Origin of the sequence: Sphingobacterium sp. SGR-19 (assembly GCF_011043555.1) — a bacterium.
Classification (GTDB): domain Bacteria; phylum Bacteroidota; class Bacteroidia; order Sphingobacteriales; family Sphingobacteriaceae; genus Sphingobacterium.
In genome coordinates this window covers 233,770-254,946 of sequence record NZ_JAAKGS010000007.1, presented here as the reverse complement: position 1 = coordinate 254,946, position 21,177 = coordinate 233,770, and the positions used below count along the sequence as shown (strand labels likewise).

Here is a 21,177-nt window from a genome sequence, read left to right as displayed (position 1 = left end):
ATTTCCTTTATTTTTCCTAAGTTTGTAATTAAGAAAGTTATCTAATTTTCATGTCAAACAAAGGAAATACATTTAAGAATTCCGGTAACGGAAGTAACATTAAACGTGCTTCACGTACCACAGGGAATGAATCATATAGTAGGAAAAAGCGGTTTAATTCGTTTGAAAGCATCAGTTTTTCGGAAGGGCAACGCAAAGCTCTGAAGATATTTGGTATCTTCCTGCTTTTTGTTTCGTTCATTATGGCTGTTTCTTTTGTTTCGTATCTCTTTACCTGGCAACAAGACCAAAGTTATATAACGGAAACAAACGGCGGATGGTCTACTCTATTCCGTAGTGCAGATGAAATAGCGGACGAAGCTGTCGAACTTCCTGTTGTCGAAAACAAACTAGGAAAACTGGGGGCCTTACTCGCCAATCAATTCATTTACGAATGGTTTGGTGTCGCCTCCTTTCTCTTTACGTTTATCCTCTTTATAGTTGGATATAAATTTCTATACCGTAAATCTCTATTACCTGTATGGAAAACAATTATCTATTCGTCGACGGCGATCATCTATCTCTCGGTAACGTTAGCGTTCTTTCAAGATTTCCTGACAGATTCGCCTCATATATTGGAGGGAAAATTTGGTTATTGGACGAATCAACTGCTGAAAGTCCAGATAGGTAGTACTGGTATTGCCGCTCTCTTAGCTTTTGCCTATTTAGCCGTACTTATCCTTATTTACAATCTGGACTTGAAATGGACATGGTCATCAAAAAAGACAGAGGAAGACATAGAAGACGAAGACGAAGAAGATAATTTTGAAACGTTTGCCAATAAGTTAAACCCACCTTCCAATACTTCGCGAAATATCCTTCATGAGGAGACATTAGCTGAGGAAGAAGGGGAAAATACCGTACAAGAGGATCATCTTTCTTATACACCACCCACAACCCTTCCGGCAGAAAACGCAAACAAAAAGTTCAATGAACATGAAATTACTTTTACGGTAGATCCACCGGAGCCCATCGAGGACTCGGCACGTAACGAACCAAAGCCTACTACTGATGGTCCTGCACTTAGTGTAGAAAAAGTCGTGGAAGAAAAAGCAATTACAGCCAACGGTCTTGTTGCTGAATTTGGAGAATATGACCCCAAACTGGATCTTTCGGGCTATCAATATCCAGCGTTAGACTTACTAAAAGAATACGGAAGCGGTAAAATCACCATCAATCAACAGGAGTTGGAGGCCAATAAAAACCGCATTGTAGAAACGTTGCGCAACTACAGTATTGAGATTGAGCATATCAAAGCAACGATCGGCCCGACGGTAACGCTATATGAAATCATTCCGAAACCGGGTGTACGTATTTCTAGAATCAAGAATCTGGAAGATGACATCGCTCTGAGCCTTGCAGCACTTGGTATACGTATCATCGCGCCGATGCCTGGTAAAGGAACTATTGGTATCGAAGTGCCTAATAGTTCGCCGGAAATGGTATCAATGCGCTCGGTTCTGGCGACGGAGAAGTTCCAGAAAACAGACATGGATTTACCTATTGCGCTGGGTAAAACGATATCAAATGAGGTCTATATAGCGGATTTGGCCAAAATGCCTCACTTGTTGGTAGCCGGTGCCACGGGACAAGGTAAATCTGTCGGTATCAATGCGATTCTGACTTCTTTATTATATAAGAAACATCCCGCCGAATTGAAATTTGTAATGGTTGATCCCAAGAAGGTAGAACTCTCTCTTTTTAAAACAATAGAGCGTCATTTCTTGGCGAAATTACCGAATGAAGACGAGGCGATCATTACCGATACAAAAAAGGTTATTAATACGCTCAATTCCCTTTGTATTGAAATGGACCAACGTTATGACCTGCTAAAGAATGCAGCGGTACGTAACTTGAAAGAGTATAATGCAAAATTTGTTAATCGTCGATTAAACCCTGAAGAGGGTCACCGATTCTTACCTTATATCGTTCTGGTAGTTGATGAGTTTGCGGATTTAATGATGACTGCGGGCAAAGAAGTGGAAACACCTATTGCAAGACTTGCGCAATTGGCACGTGCAGTGGGAATACATTTGGTCATTGCTACACAAAGGCCGTCGGTAAATATCATTACAGGTACTATCAAAGCGAACTTCCCCGCACGTCTTGCATTTAGGGTTTTGTCTAAGGTCGATTCCCGTACAATTTTAGACGCCGGAGGTGCCGACCAGCTTATCGGTCGTGGGGATATGCTTTTGGCAACAGGAAGTGATTTGACACGTATCCAATGTGCCTTTGTAGATACACCGGAAGTAGAGCAAATATCGGAGTTTATTGGAAGTCAGCGTGGATATCCATCTGCTTTCATGTTACCGGAATATGTAGACGAAAACGGAGAAGGAAGTAGCGGTATAGAGTTTGATTCCAGTGAACGCGACCAACTCTTCGAAGAAGCTGCACGACTGATCGTGATGCACCAGCAAGGCTCAACATCGTTGATTCAACGTAAACTAAAACTAGGCTACAATAGAGCCGGGAGAATAATCGACCAACTGGAGGCTGCAGGGATTGTAGGTCCATTTGAGGGGAGTAAGGCACGTGAAGTACTTTATCCCGACGAGTATTCGCTGGAACAGTATTTGGACACGTTAAGAAATAAAGAATAAGATGAAAAACAAAATATTGGTAATGGTGGCATTCATTTGTACGTCTCTAATTGTTTTTGCACAAACAGACACAAAAGCAAAGAGACTACTAGATGACGTATCTGCAAAATACGATGCGTACCGAACTATACAGTCTGACTTTAGTTTTTCGATGCATCAAGCCCAAGGAGGAAGCCATATGGATAAGGGAATTTTGTTCTTGAACAAACCGAAGAGCCAGTTCCGTATTGAGTTGAATGAGCAGGATATTATAAGTGATGGTAAAAGTACATGGTCTGTTCTCAAAGAAGACCAAGAGATACAAGTCAGTGAGACAGACAATAATACCGAAAGCATTGGTCCTAATAATCTTTTTACATTCTACAAAAAAGGCTTTACGTATAAGGGTGCGAAAGATGAAACGCTAGGCAAGGATGTATTGAACGTCATCGAATTGACACCTACCGAAACAAAGACGAATTACGCGAAAATCAAGCTGCGAATAAATAAGAACAAACATATCCATGATGTGACTGTAGTCGATAAATCGGGAGCACGATATATCTATACGATTAACACATTATATGTAAATCATCGAATCCCAGCGACAAAGTTTATATTCAATGCATCAGATTATCCCAATCATGAGATAGTTGACCTTAGATAAGATAAGATGGCGAAGACAACGCTCAAAAGTTTAGCCCAGGCATTAAATATGTCTGTTTCCACCGTATCAAAGGCATTAAATGATAGTCACGAAATTAGCGAGGTGACCAAGAGAACGGTACAGGAGTTTGCAAAAAAGCATAACTATCAACCTAATGTTCTCGCCAAGTTTCTTAAAACAGGAAAAACGAATACAATTGGTGTTGTTCTTCCCAAGATGACTGGACCTTTTGAAGCACAGATTATCGCCGGAATGCAAAAAACTGCTGCTAACCATCATTACAGAATCATCATCATGAATACCATGGAAAACGAAGAGCTTGAAAGACTAGCTCTCCAATCCATGTTAGACAAATCGGTAGATGGGATTCTCTTATGTCCCATTCACGAAGAATCGAATATAGTTCTCGCCAAACAAATCCTTAAAACAACGCCGGTTGTTATCTTTGACAGGACACACTACCCCCTAGAGACGCATAAAGTAGGTGTATTGAATATCGAAGGAACATATAATGCATGTAAGCACCTTTTAGATATTGGCCGAAGGCAGATAGCCATATTCTGTGGTGCGCGTCAAGGTATCACGACTAAAAGACTATCGGGATATATCGAAGCCCATAATGATTTTCAGATACCCGTCACACCGGAATATATCGTGCATTGTAATGTAAAAAGCTTATTGGATTTACAAGTTGACATGGAAAATCACGTGAAAGCCTTGTTACGGTTACCAAACCCACCCAATGCTATTATCGGTGTCGCCGATACCATTACTACTCATTTATTGGGCATTTTAGCTAAATTAGAAATAAAAGTACCGGAAACCCTTGCAGTTATCGGCTTTGCCAATACGGATTTGGCACTTTCTCTTAACCCTTCATTAAGTACGATTCGGCAACCAACGACAGAGATAGGAGAAATTTCGGTAACCAAATTGGTTGAAACCATGCAAAAAAAGAATCGAAGCCAAATCGAGTGGGAAGATATTAAACTACCCACGTCAATTCAGCTTCGACGCTCTACTATTGGGTAATAGTCTACCTATTACCGCCTATTATCCCCAATTCTAATCCACGCAACTCTGCTAATCCTCGTAAGCGACCAATCGCCGAATATCCTGGGTTAGTAACTTTATTCAAATCGTCCAACATTTGATGTCCATGATCTGGTCGAAATGGAATGGGGTTTTCCCGCTTTTGGTTTTCATCCACCAGCTCTTTCATAACGGCATACATGTCTACATCACCATCCAAATGATCTGCTTCATAGAAACTTCCTATCGCATCTCTCTTAACATTACGTAAATGCACAAAATTCACCCGATGCTGTATGTGCTTAAATATCTGCACCAAATCGTTATGGGGTCCAGCACCCAATGAGCCTGTACAAAAACAAATACCATTAAATGGTTTATCTACTGTTTGGATAATATACTCAAAATCTGCCAAACTACCTGCAATTCTTGGAAGTCCCAAGATAGGATATGGAGGATCGTCTGGATGGATGGTCATCTTTATCCCATGCTTCTCACAAACGTCTGCAATGGAAGAAAGGAAATAAGTCAAGTTTTCCCGCAGCCCCTCGAAGCCAATCTTCGCATAAATATCAATACTGCGCTGTAAATCTTCCAGCGACGGATCCTTCTCGCCCGGAATACCCATTAATACATTGGAAAGCAAAAACTTCTTACCTTCTTCATCAAAAGTAGCATAACGGCTCTCGGCTTGCTCCACAATTTCCGTAGAATACGATGCCCTAGCATTAGGCCGATCCAAAATGAAGATATCAAAAATAGCTAGATCAATCCAATCGAAATAAAGTGCTTTGGATCCATCATGCATCACTTTGTCCAGTTGCGTCCGTGTCCAATCCAGCACCGGCATAAAATTATAACATACCGTTTTAATTCCACACTCAGCTAAATTAGTCAGTGTTTGACGATAGTTATCCAAATAAAAATCAACCTGCTCCGAGCGTGTCTTTATGGCTTCATGTACCGTGACACTTTCCACTACAGACCATACCAATCCTGCTTCTTCTATTATTCTTTTACGTTCCAATATCTCCTCTTTGGGCCATACATCACCATGAGGAATATGATGTAATGCCGATACAATGCCTGTAGCTCCAGCCTGTTTCACATCCTGTAAGGATACGGGGTCATTTGGCCCATACCAACGCCACGTCTGTTCTAAGAATCTTTTATTCATATTGTAAAAACTAAACTCCACACCAGCTATTAAAACCTCCATCTACAAAGATGGTTTCACCTGAAACAAATGCTGAAGCATCACTTAGCAAATACACCAATGTACCCTCCAATTCGGATGGATCTCCCAAACGGGAGAAGGGTGTTCCCTGTACAAATTTACCTGCCCGCTCCGTATAACTCCCATCGGCGTTAGTCAGTAATGTACGATTTTGTTCAGTAAGAAATACACCTGGTGCAATAGCATTCACACGTATCTTATCACCATATCGCAAAGCTAATTCTGTCGCCATCCACTTGGTAAAACCGTCCACGCCATGCTTCGCCACTGTATAGCCTAAAACACGTGTGATAGGTAAACTCGCGGCTAAGGACGATATATTGATAATAGAACCTTTTCCTTGTTTTGCTATAACCTCTCCAAAGATAAGTGTCGGAATAATAGTACCATAGAGATTCAATTCAATCGCCTTAATAGTATCCCCTATTTTGTTACCAAATAAGTCGTCATCCGGCCCAATAGTAGCACCCGGAATATTCCCTCCCGCCGCATTTACCAATCCGTCTATGGTATCCCATTTGTTCAAAATCTGCTCTTTAGCGTTGCGGACAGAGTCTTCATCCATTACATCTGCAACAATCGCAATGGCTTCAGCACCTAACGTTTGCACCATTTTCACCCGCTCATTCGCCTTCTCTTGGCTTCTTCCGATAATACAGATCTTAGCTCCTGCTTCCGCTAAAGCTTTAACAAAAGCTTTCCCTAAAATCCCCGTACCACCGGTTACCACGATAACTTTCCCTTTTAATGAGAATCTCTCTAAAATATTCATGTTATATAGTCGTAAGTTTATAACCTTCAATTTTAATTATTTTTTTAATCATTCTCAACGGTTTACACCATAATATTCACGATAACGATTTCGTTGGACAAACATCCGGGATCATTTGCTCTCAACAACAAAATCCCCCCTGCGCGTTTTTCGCAGGGGAGATTTGAACCTCAATTGGACCAAACGCATACGTTTGCCTAAAATAGATTATTGCGGGATAGCCGCTCCCATAACTGAGCTACTACTACGTGACCTACCGTTTTGGTCATACGTAGTCGCTTCAGGTGGTATAACAGGATTAAACGTGTTGCCTAAATTTTCAAGTTGAGCTGCGGACATTCCCAATGCTGCAGCAGGCGAATTTGAGGATAGCGGTACCGTCTCAGCATACCCTCCATTGTTCGTAAAATTACCCAACATCGTTTCAAAATCAAATGATTGACCAGCGATGACGGCGCCATTTACATCCAACAATTGGTTACCACGAACACTTTTGGAAAATGACGGGTTAGCGCCAGAACCGGCGAAGATATCAGCACCATTAAGAGCCGTATTTCCAGATAAAATGGAATTGAATATATGCAGTGTCGTATTGGATGTCAGTTCAATACCTCCTCCATTATTAAGACCTTTATTTCCCGTTATGGTCGTATTGATAAGATCTAACCGTGAGGGAGCTGCAGCTGTCCCATACAAACTAACGCCCGCTCCATGGCCCCCTGTATTTCCATAAAAAGTAGAATTAACAATAACAGTCACCGAGCGCTCACGTCCATAGAAACCTCCTCCCCGACGCGTTTGACTAAGGCCCGCCGCGTCGTTATTGTTGTGAGCAACAGTACTGTTGTAAATATACGTATATGTGGGCTGGGTGCTGCTAAACGCATAAATCCCCGCACCTACACCGCTAATGGTATTACTGGATATTTCACAGTTATTAAAGAATACCGTCGCAGCCTCGTTAAAAATACCACCACCATTGCCGCCATTGTGGGAACCGTTATTCTTTTTAATCGCGCAACGTTCAAACCGGACAGTTGCTTCAGAAAAGACAAACACACCTGCGGCGTGAAAACCTGTCGTATTTTCCGATATTTCACAATCTATGAGATCGACAATCGACCGGGCCACGATCAGCCCGCCGCCATAGAAACGGTAATACTGGGCACCATTAAGGGTAACGTGTCCCGTTCCGCTGGCAGCTGCCTGTCCATATTTGATAGAAAGCCCCTGCAAGACAACCTTTTGTTCTGCCTGAACCGGAGCCGTTATGGCTACGGTATGATACACCTTTCCAGAAGCGGTATTTCCACTCAGAACCGTTTCGTACATGGTCGGATCAGACACAGCACCCTCCGTCGCATCCGCCGAATACCCACCGATCAGGCTGATGTTACTATGTATCTCGAAGGTCCTATCTGCTGCATTACTTGCACTGCCACCCGTAATTGTTTTTGTAGGGGTATACGTGCCCGCAGCAATGTGAATGACATCGCCCGGAACGGCTTCCTCCAGAGCGTTGTCCAATGTCGTGGCCTCATCCCAGGAAAGCCCTGTATTTTCCGGTGTTCCTGAGATCTTCACATAAAAGTGGGTGACCAGATCGCTGAGCTCCGCCGGCGCCTGAATAACCCGCATTTTCTTTTCGTAGTCTTTGGTAATCCACACCGTAACTTCTGCGGTTCTTTGGTCAGTACTCCTGTTCCGCGTAATGCTAAACGCGATCTTCCCACTACCCAATGCGTTTTCAGCCGAAAAAGTTATCCAGTCCGCATTACTTTTTGCGCGCCACGGGAGGTTGGACTCTACGTCAATTGTAAACTCGCCACCTTCCTTACTGACTTCGATAACATCTGTTTCCAAAGAAAGGTTGGGATCCTGCGGCTCAAAATTGCCTAAGTCGTCGATTTTGGAACAGGAGAAGCAAACACTCAGTAGCAATATTAGGAGTACACCTATCTTATAATTTATATATCTGTTCATATCATTTTCTTTAAAATTTCCTTACTCAGAAATAATCAATAACCCGTTCGCAACTGAACGCTCCTGACCACCATTATCTGTCGGCCAGTTGCGTATTTCAAAACGATCTACCGAAAAATCGGGGGTATTGCGGACGAAGAATGTGGTAGAACCTCCCCCATCAAGATTAATACCGTTTTCCGCTCCCAGTGCTTTCAGACAATGCCCCAACTCTTCAAACAACATTCCATTGGAATACCAAAAGTTCCTACCATCAACCGCCATGATGAACACGCGTTTGCCATCCGCTGAAACGCCGATACAAGTACGCGGCTCCACCGTACTATCTGTATGCGTGAGCACAGCGCCATCGCGCACCAGCGTTACACTACCGCCCACAGCCTCTTTGATTATCCCAGTGGCGGCGATGTCAGGGTATTCATCTCGGGTAGCCACAAATGCCTGTCCATTCTGATCAATAGCAAAAAAGCTTCTATCTCCATTATCGAACGTTGTCCGGAGCGCAACACCCTGTTTATAAAATACCCCCCGTGGTGTACCGTTATCCATATTGTAAAAATCTCCATTAATCCCTGCCCATACCCGTTTAGCTTCGGAGTCTGCATGCGTTGCCTGTACTGTCATGCGTTGCATTCCAAAAGTATTCGCATCATTTGGGGAAGAAGCAACGATTTCGATATCCGGATGGCTAAGATCAACTTCAAAAATAAACATCTTCATGGCCAATCCTTTCTGCGATAGATATTCTATTTCGCTTGCGATAACACCGTCCGTTACCGTATACAAGGTATCTGCAAATATCTGGGCAAAAAGGTCCGTTCCTTCCACCAGTTTTCTACCGATTTCCGTTTTAGGTTCTGCCTTGTATTCGAAATGATATTCTTTCTTATCACAACCATATTGGAAGACGACAAACGACAACGCTATCATCATCCAGCATATATTTTTTAACTTATTCATTTGCTTATATTTTATTGGCTTTCCAATCAAAATTATACATATTAATAACCTGGATTCGGCACAAGATTAGGGTTGAGCTGTAACTCTCTACCGGGAATAGGCAACACGTGCTGATGATCGAGTAACTGCAATTCCTCCTTCGCCCGTTCTGTTCTTACCAGATCGTGATACATAAAGTTTTCCCCCAACAACTCACGTTTTCTCTCGCTTAATATCGCCGTCAGGTAGTCGGCATCATTAGCTGGAAAGATATCCGCTAAACCTCTGAATCGACGCAGCTCATTCAGCCGTTCAACTCCTAACGATCTTCCTTGTGCTTCTGCACTAATGAGGTACATCTCGGCTATCCGGGAAACAATAAAAGGGTCACGACCAGTTTGTCCACTGGGGTATTTATTAATGCATTCCGTCCCGGCTATATTGATCAATGAAATCGCTTTTCTCTTATCTTCATCAGCAAACAAGGCGATAGTTTCCGGTGTGGGTTTATAAGCCCCCTGTCCTCTATTCGGGTGTCCGTAGGTATAAAATAGATCACTAATATTGATGCTTGATTCTTCTGTACGATTCGCGAACGCAAAAATCGTTTCCGTATCGCTCGCGTCGCGGAAAATCCGCTCAAAGGTATCCAACCGGTAGGCTCCACCTGTAATTAAGCTTTCAGCCAAGCTAGCCGCTTGGGCCATTTTCCCTTGGCTAAGCATGACCCGTGCTTTTAGGGCAATTGCGGCGCCACGGGAGACATAGTAGTAACTTGAAGCGTTGCCCAACAACGCCGCCGATGCATCTAATTCTTCTTCGATAAACGCCCAGACGTCCGCTATAGGATCCCGGTGTACGCGCTCCATCGTATTGTTGCGTAAGATCGGTACATCACCCCACCGGGTTGCCAAGCAAAAATAAATATATGCTCGAAAATAATGAGCCTCTCCTTTAGATAAGGATGCCAATTCCGCTTCTGGAAAACGCTCTGCCACTGCAAGCATATTATTCACTTGATACAGCGCGCTAAAGTAACCGTTCCAGCTTGCCCCCACAGTAGCGTTCAAAGGACTCAATGTAGCGTTGATCAAATCTCTTGAAGTACCCGAATTGGTCTGTATCGTTCCACCCAGCATATCAAACAGGATAAATGAGCGAACGGTCGGGTCATTTTGCACACTATTGTACATACCATTCCGTACAGCCGGGACATCCCGTATATCTATCGCATCCGGCGAAATCGCCGAGAACGAAAACTGCTCTAATTGATCAGCACAAGATCCAAATAGTACTATTGCCATCATGGCTATGATATATTTCTTCATCACTTTCATCTTTAAAAGTTTGCATTGAGTCCCACCGTAAATGTTCGAGGTTGGGGTACATTAAACGTATCTACACTAAAGAAACGTGGATCCATATTGTTGCTAACCTGTGGATCCCATCCCGGATAATTGCTAATCAGGAACAGATTGTCTGCTTGGAGGAAAGTCCGCAAGCCTTTGATGTGATATTTGTTCAATGTAGGTGTTGGAAAATTATAGCTTAACATAAGCGTTCTCAACCGTATAAAAGACCCATCTTCCAACCAACGGTCGGAGTTACGTGTATTATTAATGTCGCCATTCAACGCGCGTGGATATTTGTTCGTGGAACCCGGACCAGTCCATCGGTTTTCAGCATGTTCCGCCGTAATTGCACTATTATGCCCTAATCGTGCTACTTCGCCCTGCCATTGTGCAAAGACATCGTTCCCATAGACATACGACAAGAAGACATCTAAGGAAAATCCTTTATACCGGAAGGTATTATTCCATCCACCAGAGAAATCTGGATTAGACGAACCCATGACCACCCGGTCGTTGTCATTGATAATACCATTGCCATCCAAATCCTGCCACTTGACATCGCCGGCACGTATGCCAATATCGTATTGTGACTTTGGAACCTCTCCATCATATTGATAGATTCCTTCCATTTTGAACAGGTAATACGCACCAATTTCCTGACCAACTTGCAACGCTCTGTTTCCACCAATACTGATCGGTGCATCATCGCCAATAAGGGAGGTAATTTTATTCTTGTTCGTCGCAATATTAAATTGGGACAACCATTGGAACTGTCCGAAATTAAAATGCGTATTAAGTGTGAACTCAGCACCGCGATTTCGCATCGAACCAATATTAGAGGTAATAGAAGTGACACCTGTCGTTGCATGCACCGGCATAGAATAGATCAAATCGGTGGTATTCTTTTGATACCAATCGACCATAACGTTCACTTTCCCGTTCAACAGTCCGAGATCAAACCCGACATCGTATTGCCCGGCCTTCTCCCATGTCAATGTTTCGTTTCCAAAAGTATTAACGGCAATACCGCTATTGCCAAGATAGTTATATCCACCTTGCATCAACGCTTGGTAAACATAACTACCTAAGCCGTCTTGATTGCCGGTACGACCATAACTCATCCTAAATTTAAGATCTGTACCACTTCCCTGCATAAAATCCTCTTCCGAAATATTCCATCCCGCAGATATCGACGGAAACCAACCCCAGCGATTGTCCCGATGAAAGCGAGAAGACCCGTCGGTTCGCAGGGTACCTGTCAAGATATAACGATCTAAGTACGAAAGCGTCGCTCGACCAAAATAGGATTCCAGGGTATAAATACCACGTCCGGAAGAAGATATCGTCTCTGCAGCGGCACTCGCTACGACGAAAGACGGAGAAGGAAATCCTCTAGCATCAATATAGGTGGTGCGGGTATCAATCTTTTGGAAAGAATGCCCGGCAATAGCATTCAGCGAAAAATCGCCAAACTTATCATTGTAAGTCAATACATTCTCAAACAAATAGTTTCGAATCAATCTGTTACGGTCCAACAATCTTCCCACGCCTACACCATACGGATGGTTTTCATTATAATACGTATGGTCGTAGGTCTGCGTAACATCCGCATTAAACGATGATTTCCAAGATAGCTTATCTTTCCATTTCAATGTAGTATAGAAATTTCCTAAATAGCGTAAATCTTCTATATACACCGTTTGCTCATTGAGGATCTGCATCGGATTGTGATACACCAGTTCATTTGTACCGCCAACGTAATAATCGCCATTTGGCTTATAAGGTCTATCAAACGGACGTTGCTGTATAGATCGACCTATAATAGTAGTTCCAAGAGAAGCTCCGGGAATTTGATTATTCCGTACATAATTCGCTGAATTGTTCGTTCCAATTTCCAACCAAGGTGCTACTTCATAACTCATCTTCCCTCGCAGGTTGATTTTATCCATGGAGTTGGTCTTGATGACTCCCTCCTGTGTCGTATAAGCTGCGGCGAAGTAGTTTTTCATCTTCTGTGTTCCGCCCGAAACAGCTGCATCTACTGTAAAAAAAGAACCCGTTTGCGTAATGACATCCATCCAATCCGTGTCAGGTAGGTTACCAAAGGGATTAGAAATAGGTAATTTGTATCCGGAGTCTCCTATTTGCAATCCATACTGTTCATTGTAATTCGCAATCCCTTCATTCATACTTTTGACGTACAGTTCGGAATCCGCCATTTTAATCTTATTCAAATAGGGGAATTGTGTCATACCGCCATTCACATTAAGACGTATATCCGCACGTCCCTCCTTTCCTGAACGGGTCGTAATCACCACAACCCCGTTTGTCGCCCTGGAGCCATAGATGGCGGCCGAAGCAGCATCCTTCAATATCTCAATCGACTCAATATCGGCTATATTCAACGTAGCCAACGAGCTCATAGATTCACCAAAATCATACAGATTACTATTCGTATTGGTAATCGGCACTCCATCAATGACATATAGCGGTTCATTACTTGCACTCAGCGAGGATATTCCCCGTATACTGACGCGCTCTCCGCTTCCCAAGTTTCCCGATCCTGTTGCCGTAGAAACCCCGGCGATTCGTCCATCCAACAATTGAGCTGGACTACTCACCGGACGTAAGGTCGATTCGTCAACATTCATTTTACTGATTGCACTGGTTACAAGTGCTCTTCGCTGGGTTCCATACCCTACAACAACAACCTCATCTACTTTCTCAATGGCTTCTGACATCCGAACAAGCAAGGAATTATTATCGCCCCCTCGAACCAAAAAACTACGTTCCACATATCGTTCATATCCAAGCCTATTAAACGTCACGTCATAGGATTTCCCAGCAGTTAGGCCCGTCAAGGAAAAAAAACCCTTATCGTTCGTTGAAGCCTGAAACCGTCGGTTCTGAACGCCATCCACTGCTTCTACTGTAACGCCCGCCAAGGGCTGTCCACTACTGTCCATTACCGTACCTCGAATTACAGCAGACTCTTGAGCGGAAGAGATTAAAGGCACCATTAATAATAGTATGATTAAGTATTGTGTCATCATACATAATAATTTGTTCTTTTGCTTCATAACACCTATTTCATTTTAAACATTAAAAATTGGACAAAACGGTTCCTTCCGACCCTTTAGAGCCGATTCACATTTTTTATTCATATCGTCATTTGTTAGTTATTTCTCTCTATCCGAATCTTATCTCCTTCTTCATGATAAATTAAATCGTTCATATTGCATATAACACCTATCACAAGATTTAGGGAATCTGTAGGCTGAAAATTCCCTGTAAATGATAACTGACTTACCTCAACACGGGATAGGTCTATATGCACATCATATTTTCGCGCAATACGACGAAATACTTCATCCAGAGAAGTCTTATCAAACACTAGCAGATCATTTTTAACATCTTCCTCTACCTTCTCTTTCTGTACCGGCCGTACGCTCTTTTTAACAACCGGTATCGGTGGTAACGCTTCAGAAACTGCCCAAAGTCCGTTAGACGAATTAACACGAAGTTCCTCGCCCGGTTCGAGATAAACGTCCGAAAGAGACACCGAGCTTTTTGGCGAAGAACGTACGACCACTTTACCCGAAATCAGGTTCACCTTAAACACATCTGTATCATAAGCACTAACAGAAAAAGTGGTCCCCAAGGCCGTCGTTGAATAACCCTTCGCCCAGACTGTAAATGGTCTCAATGTATCTCTCACGACGTCAAACGTAGCTTTCCCCGCCAAAAAGATTTCACGTTTATCTACATCAAAATAAGATATATAAGTGATAGAACTTCCCGATGTTAGCGATACTTTGGAACCATCTTCCAAAAGCACAATAAGATCTTCTTGGTTTAAGTTTTTATGTACAATCGTATCTTGTACTGGAACAGGCGTAGAGACTACATTATATGCAGTTTCTTTATTCTTTAGATAAATGAATACACCCCAACTAAATATCAGTAATACTACTGCTGCCGCTAAAATCTGGATAAGAGGTCGGATACGCTGTATAACCGAAAGTGATGTCTTCTCATCTATACCCGCAACTGATTGTATTTGGGTGAAAATCTGCGCTGCACGTTCAGGTTCCAAGCCATTCTCAAATGGCTCCTCCGCCATAAATGCTTGCTCCATACGGCGTTTCCATTCCGGATTATGCTGTTCGAGATACCGAAGGATCTCCCGCCTCTCCTTGAGGGTGGCTTTTCCCTGCCAGAATTTCTCGATCAAATATGTTATTCTATCCATGGATAACTATTTTTAAATACACATTTTCCGGTTTACGGGATGTATTTCGGCATTAAGGAGCGAGGTACATTCGGCTCTCTATTAATAAATACTCCAATTCAAAAAAAAGGGGATGGTTTTTCAGGAAGAAAATTAAAAATTATCTGAAAAAGCGTCTGTAATGACAATCACTGTATAAAGATGTGGGTATTTGAGTGTGATATAATCTTTAATGGCACGGTTCGATTGTTTGAGATAATCTTTCACAGAGAGAGTAGATATTCCCATCATAGATGCAACTTCCTCTTTTGCCTTTCCTTCAAAACGACAAAGTTTGAACACCTCCTTTTTTCGGGCGGGAAGTGCATTAACTGCTTCCTCAACAATCATCCACTGAGAAAGGTATTCATCTTCATTGATGGTCTCTTCAGGTAAGATATGTTCATAATCAGTATACTCTTCTATATAATCAAGCGATTCCTTCAGCTTCTTTTTCAAGAAAGTCGTGGCTTTGTTAAAGCTCACGACAAATAACCAGCCACCTACTGATTGATTATATTTAATTTTGGATCGATGTTCCCACAAAGCAACAAACACCTCCTGCAGAATATCTTCGGCGTACTCAGACTGTCTTACTATCTTCTGAATATTGGCATAGACCGATCTGTTGTATCGATCATATAACAAACGAAAAGCGTCCACAGATCCGTCGGTTAGGGCTCTGGCTAGTTTCTCATCAGACAGTTTTGAACACATCATAAAATTATTAGGTGTACCGAACAAATGTACAAAATCCAACAATAGCCACAAAAGTATTTAAAAGCCTTTGAGCTTCAGCCATAAACTATGTTATGAAATTATGAATTTTGACTGGTATATAGCGATTGGATAAGGTACGAAATGGCAACGATTTCGTAGACAATACTATAAAGTTTAAAAAAATAACGCTAATTTAACCTCCAAAATAAATTATTCATGAACCTTATATTATCCTTTGGCGAGATATTGATTCGACAGCAAAGTCTCGGAAATACGTTCTTCGACAAAACCAACAATCGGTTAGAGATTTTTCCCGGAGGCTCAGAAGCCAATGTAGCAGCATCGCTGGCACAAATGGGAGATAAAGTAGCCTATTGTAGTGCGTTACCACAAAATTCTTTATCAGATGAAATTTTAGAGATTCTCAATGATTTGGGAGTGCATACCGATAAAGTGCTTCACACAGGCGATCGTCTCGGCACATATATCTTGATGTCCGCGAACGGTCTTTCTAAAGGTGAAGTTATTTATGACCGAAAGTATTCCAGCTTTAGTCAGTTAACCATCGAAGATATTGATATAGACAAGTTGTTTGAAGGCATTTCCTGGCTTCATTGGACAGCCCTTACACCTGCACTTAATCAAGAGATGGCCGACCTCACAGCGGATTTACTTCAGGAAGCTTCTGATAGAAACATTACCATTTCGGTAGACTTGAATTACAGGAACCGCTTGTGGCAATATGATAAAGAACCCATAGCTATTATGCCGCAACTGGCTGCTCACTGCGATGTCATTATGGGTAATATCTGGGCGGCAAATAAAATGCTAGGTACAGCTGTTGATGAATCGTTTGACAGAAATACACCACGCGAAACATATCTCACCGCCGCAGAAGAATCCGCTAATGAAATTTTTCAGAAATATCCGAAGTGCAAACATATAGCCTATACTTTTCGCTTCATGGATAGCCCGAATCATAACTTATTTTATGGGACATACCATACGCCTACAGAACACGTTAGTTCTGACGTTATGGAAACTTTCAAAGTCATAGATCGCATCGGAAGTGGAGATGCATTTATGGCAGGATATATACATGCTTTAGTTAATAACATGACACCACAAGAGGTGATCGATACCGCGACAGGCGCTGGTTATCATAAGCTATTTGTGAAGGGTGATTTTGGAGATGGAAAAATAAAGCAATAAAAAAGGCAGCAAAATTGCTGCCTTTTTTATTGCTTTATCTAATACAACTAGTCCTCTTCTTTCGAAGCCAACAGTTGGTCGTACTCTTCACGAGAACCGACAATGATATTGCTGTACTCACGTAATCCCGTACCTGACGGAATCAAGTGACCCACGATTACATTTTCTTTCAAGCCTAACAAGTCGTCACGTTTACCTGCGATAGCAGCTTCGTTCAAGACTTTTGTCGTTTCTTGGAAAGACGCAGCCGAAATAAATGATTTCGTACCCAATGATGCACGGGTAATACCTTGTAATAATGGACTTGAAGTTGCCGGAATAGCATCACGAACCTCAACTGTTTTCAAATCCTGACGACGTAAACTGGAATTTTCTTCACGAAGTTTACGCATGGTCACAATCTGTCCAGCTTTTAACTCCTTCGAATCTCCTGCTTCAACGACAACCTTCTTATCAAACAAAGAATCGTTTTCTTCCATGAAGTCCCATTTATTAGCAGCTTCTTTTTCTAAGAAGCGTGTATCGCCTGGATCCTCGATATTCACTTTCTGCATCATCTGGTGAACGATCGTCTCGAAGTGTTTATCGTTGATTTTCACCCCTTGCAGACGGTATACCTCTTGAATACCATTTACGATATACTCCTGAACTGCCGCAGGCCCTTTGATAGAAAGAATATCCGCTGGGGAGATAGAACCGTCTGACAACGGCATACCTGCTTTCACAAAGTCGTTATCCTGTACTAAGATGTGTTTAGAAAGCGGCACCAAGTATTTCTTGATTTGTCCATCTCTGGATTCAATCGAAATCTCCCGGTTACCACGTTTCACACCTCCCAGCGTAACAACGCCATCAATTTCTGTCACAACAGCTGGGTTAGAAGGGTTACGTGCCTCGAATAATTCGGTTACACGAGGAAGACCTCCTGTGATATCGCGTGTCTTACCTGTCGCGCGAGGGATTTTCGCTAAGATAGTACCTTCTTTGATTTTTTGTCCATCTTGAACAGAGACGTGTGCTCCTACTGGAATGTTGTATGAGCGCAGGGTGTCACCTGCCAAGTCTGCGATTTTAATCGTCGGGTTTTTCGTCTTATCACGTGTCTCTATAATAACTTTCTCTTTGTGCCCGGTTTGTTCATCCGACTCATCACGGAAAGTGACCCCTTCAATAATAGCTTCGAACTCAATCTTACCTGGGAATTCAGAGATAATTACTGCGTTATATGGATCCCAGTCTGCTAACACTTTGCCTTTTTCTACCTTATCGCCCTCGTTCACATATACATTAGCACCGTAAGGAATGATCTGGGTATATAATACTTTTCGATCATCGCTGACGATACGAAGTTCTCCAGATCGACCGATAGCTATTTGATACGGTCCTTCCTCACCTTCTTTGGCAACAGAACGAACATTTTCAAACTCTATCTTACCATCGTATTTTGCAACAATACTAGATTCTGCGGCAATATTTGACGCGGTACCACCCACGTGGAAGGTACGTAGTGTCAACTGTGTACCAGGCTCACCTACCGACTGCGCAGCGATAACCCCAACAGCTTCACCCATTTGGACGCGCTTACCGGAGGCAAGATTTCGTCCATAACAAGCAGCACAAACACCACGTTTTGCCTCACAAGTTAATACCGAACGAATTTCGATGCCTTCGATCCCAGCTTCCTCGATTGCCGTTGCTATCTCTTCAGTAATATCTTCGTTTGCTGCAACGATCAATTCTCCCGTTTCCGGATGATACACGTCATTCAACGGTGTACGGCCTAGGATACGATCGTACAATGGTTCTACAATATCATCGTTTTCTTTAAGTGCTGTTTTGTATAGGCCACGCAAGGTATTACAATCTTCTTCCACCACGATCATATCTTGCGCAACGTCGTGCAGACGACGGGTTAAATATCCCGCATCGGCTGTTTTCAATGCCGTATCGGCAAGACCTTTACGCGCACCGTGGGTAGAGATAAAGTACTCCAATACCGATAGACCCTCTTTGAAGTTTGATAGAATCGGGTTTTCGATAATCTCGCCCCCCGATGTACCGGACTTCTGTGGTTTCGCCATTAGCCCACGCATACCACACAACTGACGGATCTGCTCCTTCGAACCACGAGCACCTGAATCCAACATCATATAAACAGAGTTGAATCCTTGGTTGTCGTTCGAAAGGATATCCATTACGTATGCCGTCAATCTATTATTAATACGTGTCCAGATATCGATAATCTGATTGTAGCGCTCGTTGTTGGTAATGAAACCCATGTTATAGTTATTCATTACTTCTTCAACTTCATTAGTCGCCTGTTCAATCAAATCAGCTTTCGCAGCAGGGATATTCAAATCTTGCAAATTGAACGATAAACCTCCCTTGAAAGCTGTTTGGAAACCTAACTCTTTCATATCATCCAAGAACTGTGCTGCACGAGCCATACCCGTACTTTTTACAATATCTCCAATGATATTACGCAAGGATTTTTTTGTTAAGAGTTCGTTGACATACCCCATCTCATCAGGCACGATCTGGTTAAAGATAACCCGACCAACCGTGGTTTCAATGACACCCTCTGAGATTTGTCCTTCTTTATTTCTATTTTTCGTTTTTACCTTAATAAAAGCATGCAAATCAATTTTGTTCTCATTCAAGGCAATAATAACCTCTTCCGGAGAATAAAATGTCATTCCTTCTCCCCTTACTTTATGATCTTCCGTAGACTTACGTCCTTTTGTAATATAGTAAAGTCCCAATACCATGTCTTGAGATGGTACCGTTACAGGAGAACCATTTGCTGGGTTAAGAATGTTATGCGAAGCCAACATCAATATTTGGGCTTCCAAAATAGCTGCATTACCCAAAGGTAAGTGAACGGCCATCTGGTCACCGTCAAAATCGGCGTTGAACGCTGTACACACCAACGGGTGTAATTGGATGGCTTTACCCTCTACCAACGTAGGTTGGAAAGCTTGAATACCCAAACGGTGAAGCGTAGGCGCACGGTTAAGCAATACAGGATGCCCTTTTAATACATTTTCTAGAATATCCCATACTACCGGATCCTTGCGATCCACAATTTTTTTAGCTGATTTAACCGTTTTTACAATACCTCTTTCGATCATCTTACGAATGATGAACGGTTTGTAAAGCTCCGCAGCCATATCTTTAGGAAGACCACACTCGTGTAATTTCAAGTGCGGGCCAACGACAATAACCGAACGAGCGGAGTAATCCACACGCTTACCCAATAAGTTTTGACGGAAACGCCCTTGCTTGCCTTTCAAAATATCGGACAACGATTTCAACGCACGGTTACCTTCCGTTTTCACAGCATTTACTTTACGCGAGTTATCGAATAAAGAGTCCACTGCTTCTTGAAGCATACGTTTTTCATTACGTAAAATTACTTCCGGTGCTTTGATTTCAATCAAACGCTTTAAACGATTGTTACGAATGATTACACGACGATACAAGTCATTCAAATCAGACGTTGCAAAACGACCACCGTCCAATGGCACCAATGGGCGTAATTCGGGTGGAATAATAGGAACGATTTTCACAATCATCCACTCCGGACGGTTTTCAATCCGCGTGTTCGCACCACGGAAAGCTTCTACAACATGAAGACGTTTCAACGCTTCATTTTTACGTTGCTGCGAAGTTTCGTTAGCTGCTTGGTGGCGTAAATCGTATGATAATTGATCTAAGTCAATACGTTTCAAAAGTTCTTCCATCGCCTCCGCACCCATTTTCGCAATGAATTTCTGAGGATCGGTATCATCCAAATATTGGTTCTCTTTTGGTAAGGTATCTAATATATCCAGATATTCTTCCTCTGTCAAGAAATCCATATAGGAAATGCCATCTTCTTCTTTGATACCTGGTTGAATAACCACATATCTTTCGTAGTAGATAATCATATCCAATTTCTTGGTCGGAAGTCCTAATAAATAACCAATTTTGTTAGGAAGAGAACGGAAATACCAGATGTGTGCAACAGGGACAACCAAGTTAATATGTCCCATACGCTCACGACGTACCTTCTTCTCGGTTACTTCGACACCACAACGGTCACACACGATACCCTTATAACGAATACGTTTGTATTTACCACAGTGACATTCATAGTCCTTTACTGGACCAAAAATACGCTCACAGAATAAACCATCGCGCTCAGGTTTGTAGGTACGATAGTTGATCGTCTCTGGCTTTGTAACCTCACCGCTAGAGCGCTCCAGAATCGTTTCCGGAGAAGCCAAGCTGATGGTAATCGATGTGAAGTTACTTTTAATTTTATTATCTTTTTTATAAGACATACGTTGTATAACTTAAAGATGTATGTAAGACCTATCATGTTAAA

Annotated in this window: 13 protein-coding genes; 4 read left to right on the top strand and 9 right to left on the bottom strand. The window is 42.4% G+C overall.

The genetic code is table 11. The features are described from left to right. Nucleotides 1–50: 50 nt before the first annotated feature. The 3 genes from G5B43_RS14415 to G5B43_RS14405 are packed head-to-tail and all read left to right on the top strand — an operon-like array spanning nucleotide 51 to nucleotide 4,323. Complete coding sequence (locus tag G5B43_RS14415; RefSeq protein WP_165295492.1) at nucleotides 51–2,645, top strand: FtsK/SpoIIIE family DNA translocase; 2,595 nt, start codon at nucleotides 51–53, stop codon at nucleotides 2,643–2,645. Between the two features lies 1 nt (nucleotide 2,646). Next, nucleotides 2,647–3,291 carry a LolA family protein gene (locus tag G5B43_RS14410; RefSeq protein ID WP_165295491.1) on the top strand — a complete coding sequence of 215 codons (645 nt, stop codon included), beginning with the start codon at nucleotides 2,647–2,649 and terminating at the stop codon, nucleotides 3,289–3,291. A gap of 6 nt (nucleotides 3,292–3,297) precedes the next feature. Further along, nucleotides 3,298–4,323: a LacI family DNA-binding transcriptional regulator gene (locus tag G5B43_RS14405; protein WP_165295490.1), complete on the top strand. Its 1,026-nt coding sequence runs from the start codon at nucleotides 3,298–3,300 to the stop codon at nucleotides 4,321–4,323. Between the two features lie 4 nt (nucleotides 4,324–4,327). Here the strand turns inward: G5B43_RS14405 and uxuA are convergent, their stop codons facing one another. The 8 genes from uxuA to G5B43_RS14365 form a co-directional block, all read right to left on the bottom strand. Beyond that, nucleotides 4,328–5,500 (bottom strand): mannonate dehydratase, encoded by a 1,173-nt coding sequence (gene uxuA / locus G5B43_RS14400; protein WP_165295489.1) that lies wholly within the window; start codon nucleotides 5,498–5,500, stop codon nucleotides 4,328–4,330. Nucleotides 5,501–5,510: 10 nt separating this feature from the next. Then, on the bottom strand, nucleotides 5,511–6,332 hold the full coding sequence (locus G5B43_RS14395; protein WP_165295488.1) for an SDR family oxidoreductase: 822 nt from the start codon (nucleotides 6,330–6,332) through the stop codon (nucleotides 5,511–5,513). Between the two features lie 207 nt (nucleotides 6,333–6,539). Then, nucleotides 6,540–8,315, bottom strand: a complete 1,776-nt coding sequence (locus G5B43_RS14390; protein WP_165295487.1) for a BACON domain-containing protein — start codon at nucleotides 8,313–8,315, stop codon at nucleotides 6,540–6,542. 21 nt (nucleotides 8,316–8,336) lie between these two features. Continuing rightward, entirely contained in the window at nucleotides 8,337–9,275 is a 939-nt protein-coding gene (locus G5B43_RS14385) for a phosphodiester glycosidase family protein (RefSeq protein ID WP_165295486.1), read from the bottom strand. Nucleotides 9,276–9,316: 41 nt separating this feature from the next. After that, nucleotides 9,317–10,582, bottom strand: a complete 1,266-nt coding sequence (locus G5B43_RS14380) for a RagB/SusD family nutrient uptake outer membrane protein (RefSeq protein WP_165295485.1) — start codon at nucleotides 10,580–10,582, stop codon at nucleotides 9,317–9,319. Between the two features lie 11 nt (nucleotides 10,583–10,593). Continuing rightward, nucleotides 10,594–13,659: a SusC/RagA family TonB-linked outer membrane protein gene (locus tag G5B43_RS14375; RefSeq protein WP_206367365.1), complete on the bottom strand. Its 3,066-nt coding sequence runs from the start codon at nucleotides 13,657–13,659 to the stop codon at nucleotides 10,594–10,596. A 122-nt stretch (nucleotides 13,660–13,781) separates the two neighbouring features. Further along, complete coding sequence (locus tag G5B43_RS14370; RefSeq protein ID WP_165295483.1) at nucleotides 13,782–14,858, bottom strand: FecR family protein; 1,077 nt, start codon at nucleotides 14,856–14,858, stop codon at nucleotides 13,782–13,784. A 132-nt stretch (nucleotides 14,859–14,990) separates the two neighbouring features. Continuing rightward, on the bottom strand, nucleotides 14,991–15,596 hold the full coding sequence (locus tag G5B43_RS14365; protein WP_165295482.1) for an RNA polymerase sigma factor: 606 nt from the start codon (nucleotides 15,594–15,596) through the stop codon (nucleotides 14,991–14,993). 216 nt (nucleotides 15,597–15,812) lie between these two features. On the opposite strand from G5B43_RS14365, the gene G5B43_RS14360 reads away from it, so the two are divergent. Beyond that, the gene (locus G5B43_RS14360; protein ID WP_165295481.1) at nucleotides 15,813–16,808 is read left to right on the top strand and encodes a sugar kinase; all 996 of its coding nucleotides are present in this window, start codon (nucleotides 15,813–15,815) and stop codon (nucleotides 16,806–16,808) included. Nucleotides 16,809–16,855: 47 nt separating this feature from the next. Here G5B43_RS14360 and rpoC read toward each other — a convergent pair whose 3' ends face one another. Further along, a complete protein-coding gene (gene rpoC, locus G5B43_RS14355) occupies nucleotides 16,856–21,133 on the bottom strand; it encodes a DNA-directed RNA polymerase subunit beta' (protein WP_165295480.1) in 4,278 nt (1,425 codons plus the stop codon). Nucleotides 21,134–21,177: the final 44 nt, after the last annotated feature.

Excerpts from the sequence above, each read along its gene's own strand:
- G5B43_RS14390 (WP_165295487.1), bottom strand. The coding sequence starts at position 8,315 with ATGAACAGATATATAAATTATAAGATAGGTGTACTCCTAATATTGCTA.
- G5B43_RS14395 (WP_165295488.1), bottom strand. The coding sequence starts at position 6,332 with ATGAATATTTTAGAGAGATTCTCATTAAAAGGGAAAGTTATCGTGGTA.
- G5B43_RS14415 (WP_165295492.1), top strand. The coding sequence starts at position 51 with ATGTCAAACAAAGGAAATACATTTAAGAATTCCGGTAACGGAAGTAAC.
- G5B43_RS14410 (WP_165295491.1), top strand. The coding sequence starts at position 2,647 with ATGAAAAACAAAATATTGGTAATGGTGGCATTCATTTGTACGTCTCTA.
- G5B43_RS14375 (WP_206367365.1), bottom strand. The coding sequence starts at position 13,659 with ATGATGACACAATACTTAATCATACTATTATTAATGGTGCCTTTAATC.
- G5B43_RS14405 (WP_165295490.1), top strand. The coding sequence starts at position 3,298 with ATGGCGAAGACAACGCTCAAAAGTTTAGCCCAGGCATTAAATATGTCT.
- uxuA (WP_165295489.1), bottom strand. The coding sequence starts at position 5,500 with ATGAATAAAAGATTCTTAGAACAGACGTGGCGTTGGTATGGGCCAAAT.
- rpoC (WP_165295480.1), bottom strand. The coding sequence starts at position 21,133 with ATGTCTTATAAAAAAGATAATAAAATTAAAAGTAACTTCACATCGATT.
- G5B43_RS14380 (WP_165295485.1), bottom strand. The coding sequence starts at position 10,582 with ATGAAGAAATATATCATAGCCATGATGGCAATAGTACTATTTGGATCT.
- G5B43_RS14365 (WP_165295482.1), bottom strand. The coding sequence starts at position 15,596 with ATGATGTGTTCAAAACTGTCTGATGAGAAACTAGCCAGAGCCCTAACC.
- G5B43_RS14360 (WP_165295481.1), top strand. The coding sequence starts at position 15,813 with ATGAACCTTATATTATCCTTTGGCGAGATATTGATTCGACAGCAAAGT.
- G5B43_RS14370 (WP_165295483.1), bottom strand. The coding sequence starts at position 14,858 with ATGGATAGAATAACATATTTGATCGAGAAATTCTGGCAGGGAAAAGCC.
- G5B43_RS14385 (WP_165295486.1), bottom strand. The coding sequence starts at position 9,275 with ATGAATAAGTTAAAAAATATATGCTGGATGATGATAGCGTTGTCGTTT.